Source organism: Mesorhizobium sp. M0185 (genome assembly GCF_040322175.1).
In the GTDB taxonomy this organism is placed as follows: domain Bacteria; phylum Pseudomonadota; class Alphaproteobacteria; order Rhizobiales; family Rhizobiaceae; genus Mesorhizobium.
Window position 1 is genome coordinate 1 of the sequence record NZ_JAMYSY010000085.1, and the last position, 16,430, is coordinate 16,430.

Genomic DNA, 16,430 nt, shown 5'->3' on the forward strand with positions numbered 1-16,430 from the left:
TCTCCCACCCGCCGCCGGGGGGCAACACCCAAACACCACCGGTTTTTTGTTTGGGGGGTGGTGGGGGGGGGGGGGCGGGGGGGGGCTGGCCCAACCCCCCCCACCCCCCGCTTTTCGCGAAGCCGGTAGCTGTCACCGCGGATGGTGATCACCGTCGAATGATGAAGCAGGCGATCAAGGATCGCGGTCGCGACCACGGGATCACCAAACACGCTGCCCCATTCGCCCACCGAGCGGTTGGAGGTGATCAGGATCGATCCCCGCTCATAACGCCGCGACACCAGCTGGAAGAACAGATGCGCGGCATTGGCTTCGAACGGGAGATAGCCGAGCTCGTCGATGATCAACAGTTTCGGCCGCGACAGGGTCGTCAGCTGCTTTTCGAGTGAACCGTCGTCATGGGCCTTGGCCAGCATCGCCACGAGCGTGGCCGCCGTGACGAACTGGACGCTATGGTTCTGCCGGATCGCCTCGCGCCCGAGAGCCACCGCCAGATGTGTCTTGCCCGTACCCGGAGGTCCAAGGAACAGGACCGTGTCGCCATGAGCAATCCAGCGGCAGGTCGCCAGCTCCCGGACTTGGCGCTGATCCAGCGACGGCTGCGCGTCGAAGTTGAAGCCATCGAGTTCGCGCACAAACGGGAACTGCGCGATCTTGCCTGCCATGGAGATGCGCCGCTCGTCGCGCCGCGCGATCTCGCGCGTCACCAGGAAGGCCAAAGCCTCGCGCAAGGTCATTTGCGAACGCGCCGCTTCGTCCAGCAGCGTATCGAGCTGATCTCGGATCGCGGTCAGCTTCAGCCGGTCGAGCTGAGCCACCAACATCTCGTGATCGACCGTCGTCATCACCAGCTGCCTCCCACCAGTGCCTCATATTCGGCCAGCGGCCGCAACAGAGCGGAAGGCGCAACGATCTCCGCCGGCGCCGATCGCACCGGCGCAGCAGCGCCGACCACGCCGGCAAGATGCGCCCGCTCGACAATCCGTTGGCGACGCCCGCGGCACAAGGCATGATCCGCCACCACCTCGCCCGCATGACGCACGATAACGCGGCCGCCCAGCACCACGACTTGGACGCTCTCCCCGATCAGCCGCCAGGGAACCGAGTAACTGTTCGTGTCCAGGTCGATTGCGCAGTCCGCCTGGACCTTGCGCACGAGATCCCGCAGCTGCCCAAACGGTGCCCGTCCGCCCAGAGGGCGAAGCGCCATGGCTTCTTCGGCAAAGCGCCCCGCAGGAGCCACGCCGGTCGTGCCATGCACACGCTGATCGGCAATCTCGCGTGTCCACCGGTCCAGATGCGCCTCGAACGCCGCCCAGTTCTCGACCGGCGGCCGGCAATCGCATTGCGCTTGACATAGCCGACCCCGCGTTCGTCCTTCCCCTTCGTACGCGCCCGGTAGGGCGCACAAGCCCGCGGCGTAAATCCCCAGTAGCGGGCAAAGGTGTGCAGCCTCACATTGAACCGCACCTCCCGCGTCGTCGCATCGTGATGTTCGACCAGCGCCTTCGGATTGTCGAACAGCACTTCCGTTGGAACCCCGCCGAAGCGAAGGAAGGCTCCTTCCATCCGCTCGAACCAGTCCGCCTGGCGCTCCCGAAGCGAGGGACGGATATGCAGCCGACGCGAGTAACCCAGCGTCGCCACAAACAGGTGCACCCGAACACGCTCGCCGCCGATCCACGCCCGCGTGTCGCCAAAGTCGATCTGCATCTGATGTCCCGGCGCCGTCTCAAACCGAACCGTCGCGCGCTTCTGCGCCCTCAACTCCCGACGCCAACCCTGCACCCGAAGCTCCACCGACCGAAGCCCTATAACGATCCCATGTTCGCTCTCCAGTTCCTGGCGCACCACATCGGCGTTGCCGCCATGGCGGAAGAAGCGCTCCCGCAGCCAATCGTCCAGCCCGTCAAACGCGGTCCGCCGCACAGGCTTGCGAAACGGAAAAGTCCCGCCCTCGCGCAGATACCGACGCACCGTGTTGCGCGCGCATCCGAATTCCTTCGCAAGTCGCTTCGCTCCCCAGCCAAGCTCATGCAGCCGCAGCATCGCTGCCACTTCTTCAGGCTGAAGCATCTCCTCTCCCTGCATCGTTCTCGACAATGCAGGAATCGCCGAAATCTCAACCGTCATCCATGCCTCCTCTCATAACCGAGGGGGTCAGTTCTTCATTTCGTCAGGGGTCAGTTTCTCAATTCGGCCGACAGGGCCGCGCAGTGGTCCGATGCCGATCCATCAAGATGTCATCGATAGCTATTTTATGCAGGTTTACTACGGATACTCCGCGCATTGGGGCAGGATCGGCGCTGGGACACGCTCGGCGAGTGGCTCCTGAGCGTTTCATTGTTTCCGTTCCAAGTGTAGAGGATGATCCGGTTGCCCCACTTCTGGCTTCCTTTTCGGACTATCTGCGCAGGGTGCGGGGCCTGGAGCCGAAGACCCGCGAAGGCGTTCTTCTCGGCGGCCGCCGCTTTCTGGATTGGTTCCGCCATCACCATCCCGGCCAAGACCTCGAGGCGTTGACGGCTGAGCACGTCCTCGCCGCCGTTGAGCATCGGCTGTCGCTATCGGCGACCTCCGCCACCCGCACGGCGGCGATTTCTCACATCCGAACATTTCTTCGGTTTTTATGTTGGGCTGCCCACCGTGAACAGGATCTCGCCCGCGTCGTCCCAAGGACGCCTCATTGGCGTTTGGCGCATTTGCCGCCGCGCCTTGCATGGGATGACGTTCGGCGCGCAATCGATGATCGGCGCAACGACGCCAGTCGACATCCGCGATCGAGCCGTCCTGTTGCTACTCGCCACCACGGGCATTCGCAACGGCGAGCTTCGCGCCATTCGGCTGCAGGATATCGACTGGCGTGCTGGCGAGGTTTTTGTCCGGCGCACCAAGGGCAAGCGTGATCGGGTGGCACCGCTCCTCGAGGAGACCGGCGCCGCGCTCGCCGACTACATCCTGCGCGCTCGACCGAAGGTGGATAGTCCGTATCTGTTCCTGTCCTTCACGCCGCCCGTGGGACCGTTCAAGTGCGCGTCGCCTGTTTCCAGGATCGTGCGAAAGCGGTTGCGGCATGGCGGGGTCGAACTCGGGCGGGTCGCAGGTGCGCATCTCCTGCGCCACAGCCTTGCCACCCAACTCGTCAGGCAGCGAAGGCCGATCAACGAGGTCGCCCATCTTCTCGGGCACCGAGCATCAACACAACGGCGCTGTACGTAAAGGTCGCGGCCTCGCAGCTCGCCGAGGTCGCACTCCCTTTTCCGGGAGGCGTCGCATGACCGCCTTCGTCCGTTTCCTCGGCGAGCAGGCCGAGCGTTACGTCGAGCTGCGCCACTCCCTCGGCTACGCCTTCAGCAAGCAAGCCGGCACGTTGCGGGCTTTCGTCCGCTACGTTGAGCACGCTCAGCTCGATGCGGCGCGCCAGCGTTCAGGCGCTGCTCCCATTGCTCGCCACCTATCTCGGCCACGCCAGTTACAGCGATACAGCCTACTACCCCACTGGCTCGGCGGATCTTCTCGCCATTGCGGCGGAACGCGCCTTGCTCGATGGAGGTGCAGCATGAGCGAACACCTGCTCCCGGCGCCGCTCCTGGAGTCCTATTTTCGCCGGCGCCTGACCAAGCAACGCAACGCGACCTCCCGCGACCGTGGCCAGCTATCGCGACGCCTTGCGCATGCTGATCCTCTTTGCCGCCGCCCGGTTACGAAGGAAGCCGGCGGCGTTGACGCTCGAAGACCTTGATCGAGACCTCGTTCTCGCCTTTCTCGACGAGCTCGAAGAGAAGCGGAACAACTCTGTCGCGACGCGCAATGCCCGCCTGGCCGCGATCCGATCTTTCTTCCACCACGTCACTGCCGATACCCTCCGGCGAAGGCCGCCTTGCGAGAGGACGGCACGGTAGCGAGGCTGCGCTCTTAAGGTCGCCCTTACGAGCGAAGTTAGCAGCACAGCATGAGCCATGTGACGTTATTGACCGGGCCTGAGCGTCGTCGTCGTTGGCGTGAAGAGGATCAGTGCCGGATACTGGCCGCGGCATTCGCGCCCGGGGCCACAGTGGCGGCGGTAGCGCGTCAGTCCGATGTCGCGACCAGCCTGATCTATAAGTGGCGCCGCACGGTGAGAGCCCGCGAGACGGGCTTTGCCGAAGTTGTCGTGGCTCCCGATGAGCCTGTCGCCGTTTCGCGGCCGGCGGCATCCCCAGCGGTGATCGAGCTGGAGGTCGCCGGCAAGGTGCGGCTGCGGATTCCGCTGACCACGCCGCCAACACTGGCGGCAGCGATGGTGAAGGCGCTGGGCGTTTCATGATCCCGGTTCCGAGCCAGGTGCGGATCTGGTTGGCGGTCGGCCGGACCGATATGCGTCGCGGGATGCAAGGCCTCGCTCTGCAGGTTCAGGAGACGCTGGGCCGGGACCCGCATGCCGGCGATATTTATGTCTTCCGCGGCCGCAGCGGCAATCTGATCAAGATTATCTGGCATGATGGGCTCGGCATGTCGCTGTATGCAAAACGGCTCGAGAAGGGCCGGTTTCTATGGCCGTCGCCGGCGGACGGGCACGGTTTCCATATCACCGGCGCAGCTCGCCTACATGCTCGACGGGATCGATTGGCGCAACCCGCTTCACACGTTCCGCCCGCAGCGCGCGGGCTGAGTTTTTCTTTGAGTTTGCGCCATTTTCCGCGAGTCAGCGGACGCGTTTTATGATTCACTCCAGGGCATGGTTGCCACCGCCCAGGATGCCGTTCCGGACGATATTGGCGCGCTGAGAGCAGCGCTGACCGCGGCGCTGGCCAGAGCCGAAGACGAGGCCGCGCGCGCTGCGCTGGTCGAGGCCGAACTGGCGGTCGCCAGGGCCAAGGCATCGGATGATGCGGCGCTGATCGCGCATCAGCATCTGACGATCCGGAAGCTGCAGCGGGCGCTGCATGGTCAGAGTTCTGAACGCTCAGCCCGCCTGCACGACCAGATGGAACTCACCTTCGAGGAACTCGAGAGCACCGCGACGGAAGACGAGATCGCCGCCGAACAGGCCGCGGCCCGGACCACCGAGGTGGCGCCTTACATGCGCAAGCGACCGGCGCGCCAGCCATTTCCCGAGCACCTGCCGCGCGAACGCGTGATCGAGCCGGCGCCGGCCGCTTGCCACTGCTGCGGCGGTCATCGGCTGCGCAGGCTGGGTGAGGATATCACCGAGACGTTGAAGATGGTGCCGCGGCAATGGAAGGTGATCCAACACGTGCGGGAGAAGTTCACCTGCCGCGACTGCGAGGCGATCAGCCAGGCTCCGGCGCCGTTCCACGCCACCCCGCGCGGCTGGGCCGGTCCGGGCCTGCTGGCGATGATCCTGTTCGAGAAGTTCGGCCAGCATCAGCCGCTCAACCGCCAGGCCGAACGCTATGCCCGCGAAGGCGTGCCGCTCAGCCTGTCGACGCTCGCCGACCAGGTCGGCGCCGGCGCCGCGGCGCTGATGCCGCTGTTCAAGCAGCTCGAAGCCCATGTGCTGTCCGCGGCACGTCTGCACGGCGGTGCCGGTCCTGGCCAAGGGCAAGACCGATACCGGCCGATTATGGACCTATGTGCGCGATGACCGACCATTCGGCGGCGCCGATCCGCCGGCGGTCGTGTTCTACTATTCCCGCGATCGCCGAGGCGAACATCCCGCGGCGCATCTCGCCGGCTGGAGCGGCATTCTGCAGGCCGATGCCTTTGGTGGTTATGGCGATCTCTATGCGACGGGTCGTCAGCCGGCGCCTGTTCTGGAGGCCAGCTGCTGGGCCCACAGCCGGCGCAAAGTGTTTGAGCTGGCCGATGTCGAAGCGGCGGCGCGCAAGAAGGCGCACGGCGAGAAGCCCAACCTGGTCTATCCGCTGGCGGTCGAAGCCGTGAAGCGCATCGATGCCCTGTTCGATATCGAGCGCGCGATCAACGGCCTGTCGCCGGCCCAACGCCACGCGGTGCGCCAAGAGCGGAGCGCGCCGCTGGTCACCGAGCTCGAGCGCTGGATGATCAAGACGCGCGACAAGCTCTCGCGCGGGCACGACCTGACCAAGGCCTTCAACTACATGCTGCGCCGCTGGTCATCCTTCACCCGGTTCCTCGACGATGGGCGGATCTGCCTATCCAACAATGCAGCCGAGCGAGCCCTGCGCGGCATCGCCATCTCGGGGTCATTCTGCCCATGTTGGGCAGGAGGTCGAGGTCCATTACCGTTGGCACCCGTATTTCGGACGTCGGCTTCGCTGCGAGAACAGCGAAGAGCGCGCCAACGGCCGGATCATTCATCTCGTCGTCGCGCCCGGGCATGTCATTACCGCTCCGGCCTGGATGATCGATCCCGTGGCTTGCGCGGCGATGGACCTGGGCCCCCCGCGCGTATCGCTTGCCGCGCTGCTTGAGCTGCACAAGCTCTTGATCGAACGCCGTTTCCGGCGAGGCTCTTCGGATGGTTTCACCATCGCGGAGGCGCAACATGAGAACCCTGCCACCCCCGACACGATCTCTGGTGGTCGTTCGCCAACTCAGCTTGCCGCTCGACTCGGAGAAGCTGAACGGGCTGAGTTCAGCGCAACGGACCATAGTGATCGCCCGGCTCGCCAACGTACTGATGGCCGCCGCCGGCGTGGCAACGGAGGAGGAGAGCTGCGATGACGAGCGGTAATCTGATTCCGACTGCCGTCCTCAAGCGCAAGGCTGTCGTCTATGTGCGTCAGTCCACTCAGGCGCAGGTCCAGCTCAACCTTGAGAGCCAACGTCGGCAATATGAGCTTGTCGACGTCGCGCGGCGCTGGGGATTCCGCAAAGTAGAGGTGATCGACGAGGATCTGGGACGAACCGCAAGCGGGGCTGTGGAGCGTCCCGGTTTCGAGCGCCTGGTCGACGATCTGTGCACCGGCCATGTGGGCGCCGTGCTTTGCCTGGAGGCGTCCCGCCTGTCGCGCAACGGGCCGGACTGGCATCGGCTGCTCGAGTTGTGCGGCGAAGTTGATGCACGCGTGATCGATCTGGACGGAGTCTACGATCCGGGACTGCCGAACGACCGCCTGCTGCTCGGTATGAAGGGCAGCATCAGCGAGTTCGAGCTCGGCGTGCTGCGTGCCCGCATGTACGAGGCCGCCCGCGCCAAGGCACAGCGCGGGGAACTGCGCATCTCCGTGCCTTTCGGCTATGTCTGGCACCGCGATTACGGTCTCGGGTTCGATCCCGACATGCGCCTGCAGGAGACCATTCGCCTGATATTCGCGCGCTCCCGCGAACTCGGCAGTGCGCGCCAGGTCCTGATCTCGATGATCGACGATGACGTGCATTTCCCCAGACCCTCCGACGGCAAGAAGATGGTGTCCTTCGACTGGGTTCCGATCCGCTACCGCAACGTGATCTCGATCCTGAAGAACCCATTCTACGCCGGCGCCTATGTCTATGGTAAGAGCGAGAAGCGCACTGAGATCGTCGATGGCCGCGTTCGCAAGAGCTATGGCCATTACAAGCCGGCTAGCGAGTGGGCGGTGGTGCTCAACGACCATCACGAAGGCTACATCGGATGGAGCGAGTACGAACGGAACCAGGAACTGCTCGCGGCCAACGCTTATGGCAAAGCCGGCGGCGTCAAGTCGGGCCGCGGCGGTCGCGCGCTGCTCCCCGGTCTCATCTCCTGTGGTCGATGCGGGCGAAGACTGGTTGTCATGTATGCCGGACGCGGCCAAGGTTATCCGGTATATCGCTGCGAGCGCGGCAACCTCATGATGGCCCAGGCGCGATGCATGTCGTTCAACGGCTTTCGCACCGACGCGGCGGTGACCCGCGAAGCGCTGGAGGCGGTTGCGCCGATGGCGATCGAAGCGGCGTTGGAGGCTGAACGCATGCAGCTGGAGAGCGAAGCCAAGCGGCGGCAGATGATCGAGATGGACCTGCAGCAGGCGCGCTATGAGGCATCGCTTGCCGAGCGCCGCTATGCCGCTTGCGACCCGGAGAACCGGCTTATTGCGGCCCAGCTCGAGAGGAGTTGGGAAGCCACGCTCAGGCGCGTGGAGACCTGCGAGGCCCGGCTGAGCGAAGTCCAGCGTGTGGAGCCTGTCGACGCGGTTCCGGACTTCACGGGCCTCGCCCAGGATCTCGAGGCCACCTGGAATGCGCCGGGTGTCGACATGCGCTGTCGTCAGCAACTGCTGCGCGCACTCATCGAGGACATCGTGGCGGATGTCGATGACGATGCGCGCGACGTGATCTTGACCATCCACTGGCATGGAGGCCAGCACTCGCAGGTACGGGTTCGCAAGCCCAAATCCGGAGAGCATGGCCAGCGTACGCCTGAGGAGGCTCTGGCGATCATGCGATCCATGGCAACCCGGTGGTCGGATGCCGAAATCGCTGCCACACTCAACCGCATGGGCATGCAGACCGGTCAGGGAAAGACCTGGACCGCGCGTCGCGTCCAATCGCTGCGCACGGTGCACAAGATCAGCGGCTATCGCTCTTCCGACAAGAATGGCGAGTGGCTCACCATGTCGGACGCGGCCGCCCGGCTTGGAGTCTCGCACGTCAAAATCCGCCGGTTCATCAGGGATGGCCTCTTGCCCGCCGAGCAGGTCATGCGCGGCGCGCCCTACCAGATCCGCGCCAGCGACCTCGAAGACGAACGGATCAAGGCCGATTTGGCGCGCAATACTCCGCGTCGCATCCACGACGACAACCAAGAATCGCTGTTTTCCGCCATTTGAAAAGGAGGTGCATAATGAATCGGTCTTCGCTCTCGGCAGAAAGTCCTGGCTCTTCTGCGGTTCCGATCGCGGCGGACAGCGCGCGGCCGTTCTCTACAGCCTGATCGTCAGCGCCAAGATGAACGATGTCGACCCGCAGGCCTGGCTCGCCGACGTCCTCGCCCGACTGCCCGCGTATCCGGCCCATCGGATCGATGATTTGCTGCCGTGGAATTGGAGATCCGCAAAATTGCGGACCCAACCAGCGGCGGCCTGATCATGCAGCGCAATAAGGTGCATCACGTCTACACCGTCGATCGTGTCGCCAGGGACCTCGGCGTCAGCGAAGCGCTCATCCAGGACCTGACCCTCGGTCTCGAGCCCGAGGACGGCGTCATCTGGGTCTACGGCGCCAACGATGACGACGGGATCTTGGCCTTCACCGATGAAGGCATCGAGGAGGTCAAACTCCTCCTCGAAGAATATCATCGCGTCTCCCCAAAGAAAGCTTGACCCCAGCACTCCGGTGCTCAGGTTCTCCTGGCTGCCGGATGCGCACGTCTGCGGTCTTCACCGGATGCGTACTCACTGCCGCCGACCCGGCGTCCTTCGGCGTCGCCCAACGCGTGCTGACGATTCCCATTAAACGGACGCACATTGAGGTGACGTACCACCTCACCAAGGCCGAAGTGGACACCCTCATCGCGGCGCCCGGGTCTCCGAAGCCACCGGCGTCAACGCAAGCGATCTTCAGTTGGAGCGGTCGCACCCGCAAGGCGGTTTCCTCGATTGCCGCAAAGATCGGCTGCACGGCGCAGACGCAACCCCGCGGAATTGTGGTAAACATGAAAAGAGTGAAAGACGATTACGGTCACTGCAAACGCGTCACGCGCGATAGAGCGTGTGTGGTGTACCGCTGAGTATCTCCGCTCCGCGCTCCGTCACCAAGACAGTCTCGCTGCAGCCAAACAAGTAACGACCTTCCCCGAGGAGAATGACGGGCATATGGACGGTCATGTTGGCCTGAAGGACGTCCGTTGCGCCGGGCTCCAGGCTGATGTTGCCGCGTTCGCCCCATGGGGAGCCGGTTTGGTATCCAACCCGATGATTAAGGGCTTTGGGTCTCACAGACCGCTCGATCACCCTGCGGGCCGCCGCGTCCACCTTTCCCGCCGTTACACCTGGCTTGATCGCGGCGATGGCGGCTTCAAGTGCCTCCTCCGCCAAGGCATGCAAGGTTTCGGTCTCAGGATGCCTGCCAAGCACGGCGCCGCGGACCAGAGCCCCGGCATATCCCTGCTTCATGCCGCCGACTTCAATCATCGCAGGTTCGTTGTTACCCATTGGATGGCGTGTCAGCTTCGTGTGGGGTAGCTTCGTCCGCTCGCCAAACCCGACTGAGACAAGCCTGACGTCCTCGCCACCGGATTTGGTAACCTCACTCTGGATGGCCACCGCCATTTCAGCCTCGGAGATGCCGGCCCTCAGACTATGCTGAAATGCACGCACGGCCATGTCGGTCACGGCCATCGCATCACGCATTGCTTTGATCTCCAACTCGTTCTTCACGGCCATAACCGATGCGACCAGACGAGAGGCATCGGCAATTTTCATTTCGGGAAGAAGCGTCTGAAGCGCATATACATCTGCCGGAGCGAGGCCCCAGCAGCCCAGCTCGAAACCTACCTTCTTGCCTGCCAATCCCAACCGGCGTAACACGTCGGCAGACACTTTGGCAAAATCTGGCTGCTCTGTATAACCGACCAACTCATCGATGCAGCTCTCCGCGCGAACGCCAGTGAACTCGTATTCCCGGACTACATAGATTGGAGGCCTGCCCGGCACGAGAATCAACGGAAACGGCATGAAATATGCCCCCATTCCATCGTATCCCCGAGATACTGGAGATGACCATGGGCAGTGACTACAAGTGCATCGAGCTCGGCTTGGGCAACTGTTTCAAGCACCTTCTGCTGCCGTCGCTCATACTCTGATTTCGGGAACGGGGCACCAGTGAAGGGAATAGATTTGACCGCAGTCATAGATAAGCTCCTTATCGTCGGTTGTAGTCGGTCAAGTTGAGGCTAGAAATACCCCCCGCGGCTACTCTTGCCTGCGGAATACCAGTCCAGTCGCCCGAGGCTGTTGATTCGCAGATGCGCTCGCAAAGGCACAGCAAGGGCGGGGCTCGAAGAGCGTCCACCTTGACGTGAGACATAACTGTTCCTAACTGGCTTCTGGGTAGAGATGGCGTTTGCTCGCATTACGAAGCTGCGGGCTCAGTTCAGAATCAACTGCGTGCGGATTGTACCTAAACAGCCAGTATTCATCGCGATTGAGCGCATAATGATCGACTGGGGTACGTTCCGTACTCGACGGCCACAACGCCCAATATGCGCTACCAAAATACGTCTTGCGTCCCAGGTATAATGAGCCGCCGACGTCACGGACGGCCCAAAGGTGCTGACCGCTCGCTCATAGCCGCGCTTATTCCGGAGGACTTCACCGTTTGAGAGGCTTCGCTATGATGGCCACCTGTTGATTAACCGTGACATGCGCACCCGATTTGATAGTGCAGACAATTGACGTTGAAGGCGCCCGGATATCGATGGAGTCGGCCGACGCTGAATCCATCGGATGCAACTTCCCGATTAAGTCTCCCTGCTGCACTTTTTGCAGCACTGAGCATCGAGGTTCGAAGATGCCCGTCGCTGGGGATATGATCTTGTCAGACAATAACGTTTCAAGTGTTTGACAAAACTTCTGCTGACCGAAGGTCGGAATTTCTACTGTTCCCTCGATCAGTCCGAGCGCGATTAGACCGTTGCGCACGCCAGCCTCGTATATTTTCAGATCTTCGAGGCCAACGGTGCCACCCCCAAACTCAGTACAAATGAACACCTTGCCCTGGCTATGCACCCAACTATCGAACATGCCAGCAGTCTCGTCATGTTCCCAAAGCAATGTTACCGGCAACTTGAGGGACTCTCCTAAACGGAGTGTCTTGGCCATGAGCTCGGTATCAGCAATAGGATGCGTAATAACCGCAGGCACAGAATCCCACGTAGGTCCCATGCTATGCAGATCAAACACGGTATCTGCCTCTGGTACTAGCACTCGACAAATCGCATCTGCAATGCGTTCGCTTACCGAGCCATCGGCACGCCCCGGAAACATTCTGTTGAGGTTCAAGCCGTCGACTGGCGTGTTTCGGCTCCATCCGCGCACGGCAGGCGGATTTAGCACTGGTACGATAAGAATTCTCCCGCAAGTTTGGAGTTCGGGCAGCCACTCAATAAGTCGTCGAGCGACTATTGGCCCCTCCAACTCATTTCCGTGATTTCCTCCAGTAATAAGAAGCCGCGGTCCCTCGCCTTTATTGAGGCTGAAGACCGGGATCAAAAGAGCTTCACAGTCAGCACCTTTGGGAACAACGAGATGCCCCGTGCTCAAGCCAGGCGCGTCAATTTTAAACGTTAGGTGCGGTGCTTCGCTCATCGTTTCGGCTTTCTTCGAAATCACTTTTGCCAGACTATTGTCGCTGTATCCTGCAATCGGGAGCAGAGGCGCACCGGAACTATCGTCCGTCGTGGATGCTGAGGTCAAATTCAGTTTTCTGATCGTCGACATCTCGTTTTGATATAAGCTCCGAACTGGCATGACTGCTTCGTCTGCATTGGTGTGAATCGGACCTTTAAGTGCGGTTGGGGTGCTGTCACATTGGTTGAGCGGTAAGGAAATTGAGGTAGCAGCGCGCCCCATGACCGTGAGTGCACCGACCTACAAGAACCACCGCTATCCGAGCGAAATCGTGGCCCGTGCTGTCTGGCTCTACTTCCGCTTCAAACTGAGCTTGCGCGATGTCGAGGAAATGCTGCTCGATCGCGGGATCGTCGTTTCCTACGAGACCCTCCGCCGATGGTGCCGAAAGCACGGCCCTGATCATGCGCGCCGCATACGCCGCAAGGCACCAACGAAAGACGATGTCTGGCACCTGGATGAAGTCATGGTGGCGACTTCGCTTCCGCCGACCAGCGCCGGCGCGGACGCTGCGGGCTTGCCTCAAGTCGGTTGGCAACCGCTTCAAGAACATGGAAACTTCTATCATCAGGCATAGGCGCAGACATAGAAATTGACACTACAAGCTCCTCGGCTCCTTGCTTCAGTGTCACTATCTCTCGCTCATCACCCCAAGCCGCGCCAGACGGGGTCAGCTTGGCGCTTACGCTTGAAATCTGTTAAATCAAAATGGGCCATGTCAACCTCCTGCATCTTGCAGGAAGGAAGTCACACTGCGCAACTTTTGGGAATCCCGTTTATGAATGTGTGACCTTCGCCAATGTTCAGGTGTGGAATACGAGAACATCGGATGCTGCAAAGCATAGCCGCACAGGTTGTCCCGGCGCGACCGTGGGAATCCTCCCGACATTCTTTCGGATTACCTGCAACCGAGTCTCACCGGGTAGGTCGACGACCACATGCACATCGGCCCCCAAAGGCGCCACGTCGACTACGACACCCTCTAAAAAATTCTGGTCTGGTTCATCACTCACAACACCTTGTGTGACGTCCATGAGTTCAATATGTTCTGGTCTGATGCATAGATCGGCACTTAAACGCCGGTCTGTCGGCGCTGATCTCGTCCAAATCTCCATTCCATTGGAAGCAATATAGTAGCTACGGCCTCCACTTAATTGACCACATCTACATGCGTAAAACCAATTCGATCTGCCAACGAATTCAGCTACAAACTTATCTGCGGGCGTTTTGTAGATTTCTATCGGAGAACCTCGCTGAACTACCTTGCCCGCATGCATGACAACGACTTCGTCGCCAAGGCTAAGAGCCTCCTCCTGGTCGTGCGTGACGACAATGGTGGTCGCTCTTACTGATCTGAGGATTTCCTTAAGCTCGATACGCAACTCCAGGCGAAGCTTGGCATCAAGTGCGGATAGAGGCTCGTCTAGCAGGACGATTTGGGGGTCAGTTGCCAGCGCCCGGGCAAGCGCTACGCGCTGCTGTTGTCCACCGCTTAGCTGGCCAGGATATCTGGCCTCCATACCGACCATGCGTACAAGTGATAGCATGTGCTGGACTCGAGTAGGTATCATCGGCTTCGGTGTTCCACGGTACCGCAGTCCGTAGGCGACATTCTGCTCCACCGTCATGTGGGGGAAAAGCGCGTAATCCTGGAACAGAAGCCCAACATTGCGTTCGTAGGGCTTCAGATGGTCAACGTTTTCGCCTGCGATTGCCACAGTTCCGCTGTTCGGCGCCGTAAACCCCGCTATCATGCGTAGCGTGGTCGATTTCCCGCACCCACTTGGCCCCAAGAGAGAAAGAATCTTTCCTTGTTCTATTTCCAAGCAGACGCCATCAACAGCGACAAATTCACCGTATTTTTTGCTGACGTCTTTCAATTCAAGAACATTCATTGAGTCAAGCCTCATAGATGCCATGGCCGATAACCCGCTCGAGACCAAACATGCGGTCGAGCACAATCAAAATGACGACAGTTAGCCCAATCAGAAAGACGGCGGCCGCAGCGAGAGTGAGATCGAAGTTCGACCTCATAAGACCTACGAGAGCGACGGGAAGCGGATACGTATTGAAGTCGCTCAAAAAGAGGCTGATTGTTAGATCGTCCATGGAGAATGCGAAGGCAAAGATCGCACCAGCGGCGATACTATTCTTAGCGAGCGGCAAGGTTATCGTGAAGAACGCTTGGCGTTCATGGGCGCCAAGGCTCAATGCAGCTTCACGCAGCGTGGCACTTATTCCAGTCAGCCCTATCAGTGTCATTCTGATCGTAAACGGAATTGTGATGATAAGGTGCCCGGCGAGCATTTTCAGAAATGTCGGCAGCACGTTCACTGCCGAAAATGCCATCAGCAATGCAAATCCAATGAAAACTCCTGGCAGCACTAGAGGCGACAGGAAGGCCGTCGTGACAGAATCCCGCCATTGCGCAGACATTCGACTGATTGCCAGCGCGGCCAAGGCTCCAATCGTGGTCGCGACGGCGGTTGCCGCGGTCGCCAGCAACAGGCTCGTGTGGAGTCCGGACCAGAGATAGCCATTGTGGGCGAACTTGGTGAACCACTTCGTCGACAGACTCGGGGGAGGAAATTGACCAAGGTAGTCACGCGAGTCAAATGCCATGATCACGGTCATCACCACTGGGAGCAGCAAAAACACTGCCGCCACCGCGATTACTGCCTTTAGGAGTGCCCCAAGACTGGCGTCTGCGTTTCGCTTGGTGAGCATTCTTAGGTCCTATCAAGCAACGTTGCAATTCTAGAGATAATAAAAATCATTAGAAGCGATAGAATCATCATCATAATCGATATTGCAGCCCCGCTGGGGTAGTTCGATACTTCACTGAAGCGACTGTAGACAATGTTTGAAATAAACTGCACCCTTCCTCGCCCCAGGATCCAAGGGATGGCGAAAGCGCTTACGCCAAACGTCATTGAAACCAAAAATGCAGACGCGATTCCCTTGATGCACAACGGGACCGTTACTGAAAGATGTGACTCTATTGCCGATGCGCCAAGAGATTGCGCCGCCTCGGTCAAGCGAGGATTGAGATTCAGTATCGCGCCTATCATGATCAGGATCGATATCGGTATTGCATAGTGGAGCAATCCGACGATGATGATGATGTTAATATATGCACTGCCGTTCATGTTGACGCCAAAGAAGGACATGAACGGGGAGAGTATCCCGACAGAACCAAACGTCAATTCGATCGCATAGACCCGAACCAATGAGCTCAAGAACATCAGCCCGATGAGAGCTGAGATCCAGATCTTCCGCACACTCGCAGATGCATTCTTCGCAATATAATAGGCGACCGGAAACGCTATGATGATAGCGATCACGGACGCGAAGAACCCCAACACATAGGTTTGGCCAAAGTACCTCGCATAGGCGGGGCCGAAGAATTCCGTATAATTCTTGATGGTAAGCGGGGCTCCCGCCACGGCCCCGATACGGCCTGGCGTGAATGTGCGAAAGCTCTCCTCAATGACTGTCATTAGCGGCAGCACAAGGAAGAGGAGAAATACTGCTGCCGCCGGAAGCAGCAGCAGTATTTGGGATTTAGGATGTCTCATTTGAATCCTTGGCCGACGCGCTTGCGCCACACATTCTCGCGGCTTTCCGCTAAAGCAGAGGCTGGATTTCCTGCTCCCAGCGCTTCATCCAAGGATCCGACTGCTCGGAGATATACGACCAGTCCGGAACGTAGGCATATTTATTCATTTCCTCGTTGTTGAACACGAAAGGTTTGGCCTCGTCAGGGACCGCCGCCTTGACACTGGCAGGCATAGCTCCCACCATAGAGTTGTATTCGGCGTTGATACCTGGGCTAATAAGAAAGTTCACCAACTTGAACGCGGCGTCAGTATTACCACCTTTCAGCACACACCAGCCTTCCTGGAGATAAAAAGTTCGGAACCCTGTTGTTGCTGGGTCCATCCTATTCAGCACTCGCATTTTGAATTTGCGGCTCAGCCCGGTATAGGTGCCGTTAGAATTGAACGTTATACTGGTTTCTCCTGAGCTAAGGGAATTATCTACGTCAATATCTGCGTTTGCGATTCGACCAATGTTGCCGCTTCGAGCCAACTCCTTCATGAAGTCCCATGCCGGCTCCATATTCTTCTCGTCGCCTCCCTTGGAAAGCGCCAACGAGACCATCTGGACGTTCTGATTCAGTGTCGGTATAGGAAA

The 16,430-nt window shown here is 60.0% G+C and carries 15 protein-coding genes and 6 pseudogenes; 12 read left to right on the forward strand and 9 right to left on the reverse strand.

The genetic code is table 11. The features are described 5' to 3' along the window. Both istB and istA read right to left on the reverse strand, forming a co-directional pair. Nucleotides 1-845 (reverse strand): IS21-like element helper ATPase IstB (gene istB, locus NKJ20_RS32705; RefSeq protein WP_352749714.1); only part of this gene is annotated, 845 nt, incomplete at its 3' end. Continuing rightward, nucleotides 845-2,133 (reverse strand): annotated as a pseudogene (gene istA / locus NKJ20_RS32710) (IS21 family transposase). The gene istB and the pseudogene istA, both read right to left, overlap by 1 nt. A 107-nt stretch (nucleotides 2,134-2,240) precedes the next feature. Between istA and NKJ20_RS32715 the strand changes: the two are divergent. From NKJ20_RS32715 to NKJ20_RS32765, 11 genes and pseudogenes are all read left to right on the forward strand, one after another. Beyond that, a pseudogene (locus tag NKJ20_RS32715) lies at nucleotides 2,241-2,576 on the forward strand (integrase); the annotation flags it as partial. A gap of 70 nt (nucleotides 2,577-2,646) precedes the next feature. Next, nucleotides 2,647-3,219: a tyrosine-type recombinase/integrase gene (locus NKJ20_RS32720; protein WP_352749740.1), complete on the forward strand. Its 573-nt coding sequence runs from the start codon at nucleotides 2,647-2,649 to the stop codon at nucleotides 3,217-3,219. Between the two features lie 173 nt (nucleotides 3,220-3,392). Beyond that, the gene (locus tag NKJ20_RS32725) at nucleotides 3,393-3,563 is read left to right on the forward strand and encodes a site-specific integrase (RefSeq protein WP_352749716.1); all 171 of its coding nucleotides are present in this window, start codon (nucleotides 3,393-3,395) and stop codon (nucleotides 3,561-3,563) included. Nucleotides 3,564-3,647: 84 nt separating this feature from the next. Next, nucleotides 3,648-3,902, forward strand: a complete 255-nt coding sequence (locus NKJ20_RS32730; RefSeq protein ID WP_352749719.1) for a site-specific integrase — start codon at nucleotides 3,648-3,650, stop codon at nucleotides 3,900-3,902. Between the two features lie 50 nt (nucleotides 3,903-3,952). Beyond that, a complete protein-coding gene (gene tnpA / locus NKJ20_RS32735) occupies nucleotides 3,953-4,306 on the forward strand; it encodes an IS66-like element accessory protein TnpA (protein WP_352749722.1) in 354 nt (117 codons plus the stop codon). Further along, nucleotides 4,303-4,704, forward strand: a complete 402-nt coding sequence (gene tnpB, locus NKJ20_RS32740) for an IS66 family insertion sequence element accessory protein TnpB (protein ID WP_352749725.1) — start codon at nucleotides 4,303-4,305, stop codon at nucleotides 4,702-4,704. The genes tnpA and tnpB overlap by 4 nt, the downstream gene beginning before the upstream one ends. A gap of 13 nt (nucleotides 4,705-4,717) precedes the next feature. After that, a pseudogene (gene tnpC, locus NKJ20_RS32745) lies at nucleotides 4,718-6,395 on the forward strand (IS66 family transposase). A gap of 74 nt (nucleotides 6,396-6,469) precedes the next feature. Beyond that, a complete protein-coding gene (locus NKJ20_RS32750; RefSeq protein ID WP_352458677.1) occupies nucleotides 6,470-6,658 on the forward strand; it encodes a hypothetical protein in 189 nt (62 codons plus the stop codon). Continuing rightward, nucleotides 6,645-8,714, forward strand: coding sequence for a recombinase family protein (locus NKJ20_RS32755; RefSeq protein ID WP_352749728.1), 2,070 nt, complete (start codon nucleotides 6,645-6,647; stop codon nucleotides 8,712-8,714). Before NKJ20_RS32750 ends, NKJ20_RS32755 begins: the two co-directional genes overlap by 14 nt. 28 nt (nucleotides 8,715-8,742) lie before the next feature. Continuing rightward, nucleotides 8,743-8,970 (forward strand): annotated as a pseudogene (locus NKJ20_RS32760) (transposase domain-containing protein); the annotation flags it as partial. Nucleotides 8,971-8,972: 2 nt separating this feature from the next. Beyond that, nucleotides 8,973-9,206: a hypothetical protein gene (locus NKJ20_RS32765; protein ID WP_023731894.1), complete on the forward strand. Its 234-nt coding sequence runs from the start codon at nucleotides 8,973-8,975 to the stop codon at nucleotides 9,204-9,206. Between the two features lie 372 nt (nucleotides 9,207-9,578). On the opposite strand, the gene NKJ20_RS32770 is transcribed toward NKJ20_RS32765, so the two are convergent. The 3 genes from NKJ20_RS32770 to NKJ20_RS32780 all read right to left on the reverse strand — a co-directional run bounded on the left by NKJ20_RS32770 (nucleotide 9,579) and on the right by NKJ20_RS32780 (nucleotide 12,323). After that, nucleotides 9,579-10,574: a M24 family metallopeptidase gene (locus NKJ20_RS32770; RefSeq protein ID WP_352749730.1), complete on the reverse strand. Its 996-nt coding sequence runs from the start codon at nucleotides 10,572-10,574 to the stop codon at nucleotides 9,579-9,581. Further along, nucleotides 10,544-10,735, reverse strand: coding sequence for a hypothetical protein (locus NKJ20_RS32775; RefSeq protein WP_352749731.1), 192 nt, complete (start codon nucleotides 10,733-10,735; stop codon nucleotides 10,544-10,546). Before NKJ20_RS32775 ends, NKJ20_RS32770 begins: the two co-directional genes overlap by 31 nt. Before the next feature lie 460 nt (nucleotides 10,736-11,195). Beyond that, complete coding sequence (locus NKJ20_RS32780) at nucleotides 11,196-12,323, reverse strand: succinylglutamate desuccinylase/aspartoacylase family protein (RefSeq protein ID WP_352749734.1); 1,128 nt, start codon at nucleotides 12,321-12,323, stop codon at nucleotides 11,196-11,198. Between the two features lie 130 nt (nucleotides 12,324-12,453). Between NKJ20_RS32780 and NKJ20_RS32785 the strand changes: the two are divergent. After that, nucleotides 12,454-12,708, forward strand: a pseudogene (locus tag NKJ20_RS32785) (IS6 family transposase); the annotation flags it as partial. 328 nt (nucleotides 12,709-13,036) lie between these two features. On the opposite strand, the gene NKJ20_RS32790 reads toward NKJ20_RS32785, so the two are convergent. The 4 genes and pseudogenes from NKJ20_RS32790 to NKJ20_RS32805 all read right to left on the reverse strand — a co-directional run. Beyond that, complete coding sequence (locus NKJ20_RS32790; protein WP_352749735.1) at nucleotides 13,037-14,128, reverse strand: ABC transporter ATP-binding protein; 1,092 nt, start codon at nucleotides 14,126-14,128, stop codon at nucleotides 13,037-13,039. 4 nt (nucleotides 14,129-14,132) lie between these two features. After that, complete coding sequence (locus NKJ20_RS32795; RefSeq protein WP_352749736.1) at nucleotides 14,133-14,960, reverse strand: ABC transporter permease; 828 nt, start codon at nucleotides 14,958-14,960, stop codon at nucleotides 14,133-14,135. A gap of 2 nt (nucleotides 14,961-14,962) precedes the next feature. Next, entirely contained in the window at nucleotides 14,963-15,811 is an 849-nt protein-coding gene (locus NKJ20_RS32800; protein WP_352749738.1) for an ABC transporter permease, read from the reverse strand. A 49-nt stretch (nucleotides 15,812-15,860) separates the two neighbouring features. Beyond that, nucleotides 15,861-16,430 (reverse strand): annotated as a pseudogene (locus tag NKJ20_RS32805) (extracellular solute-binding protein); the annotation flags it as partial.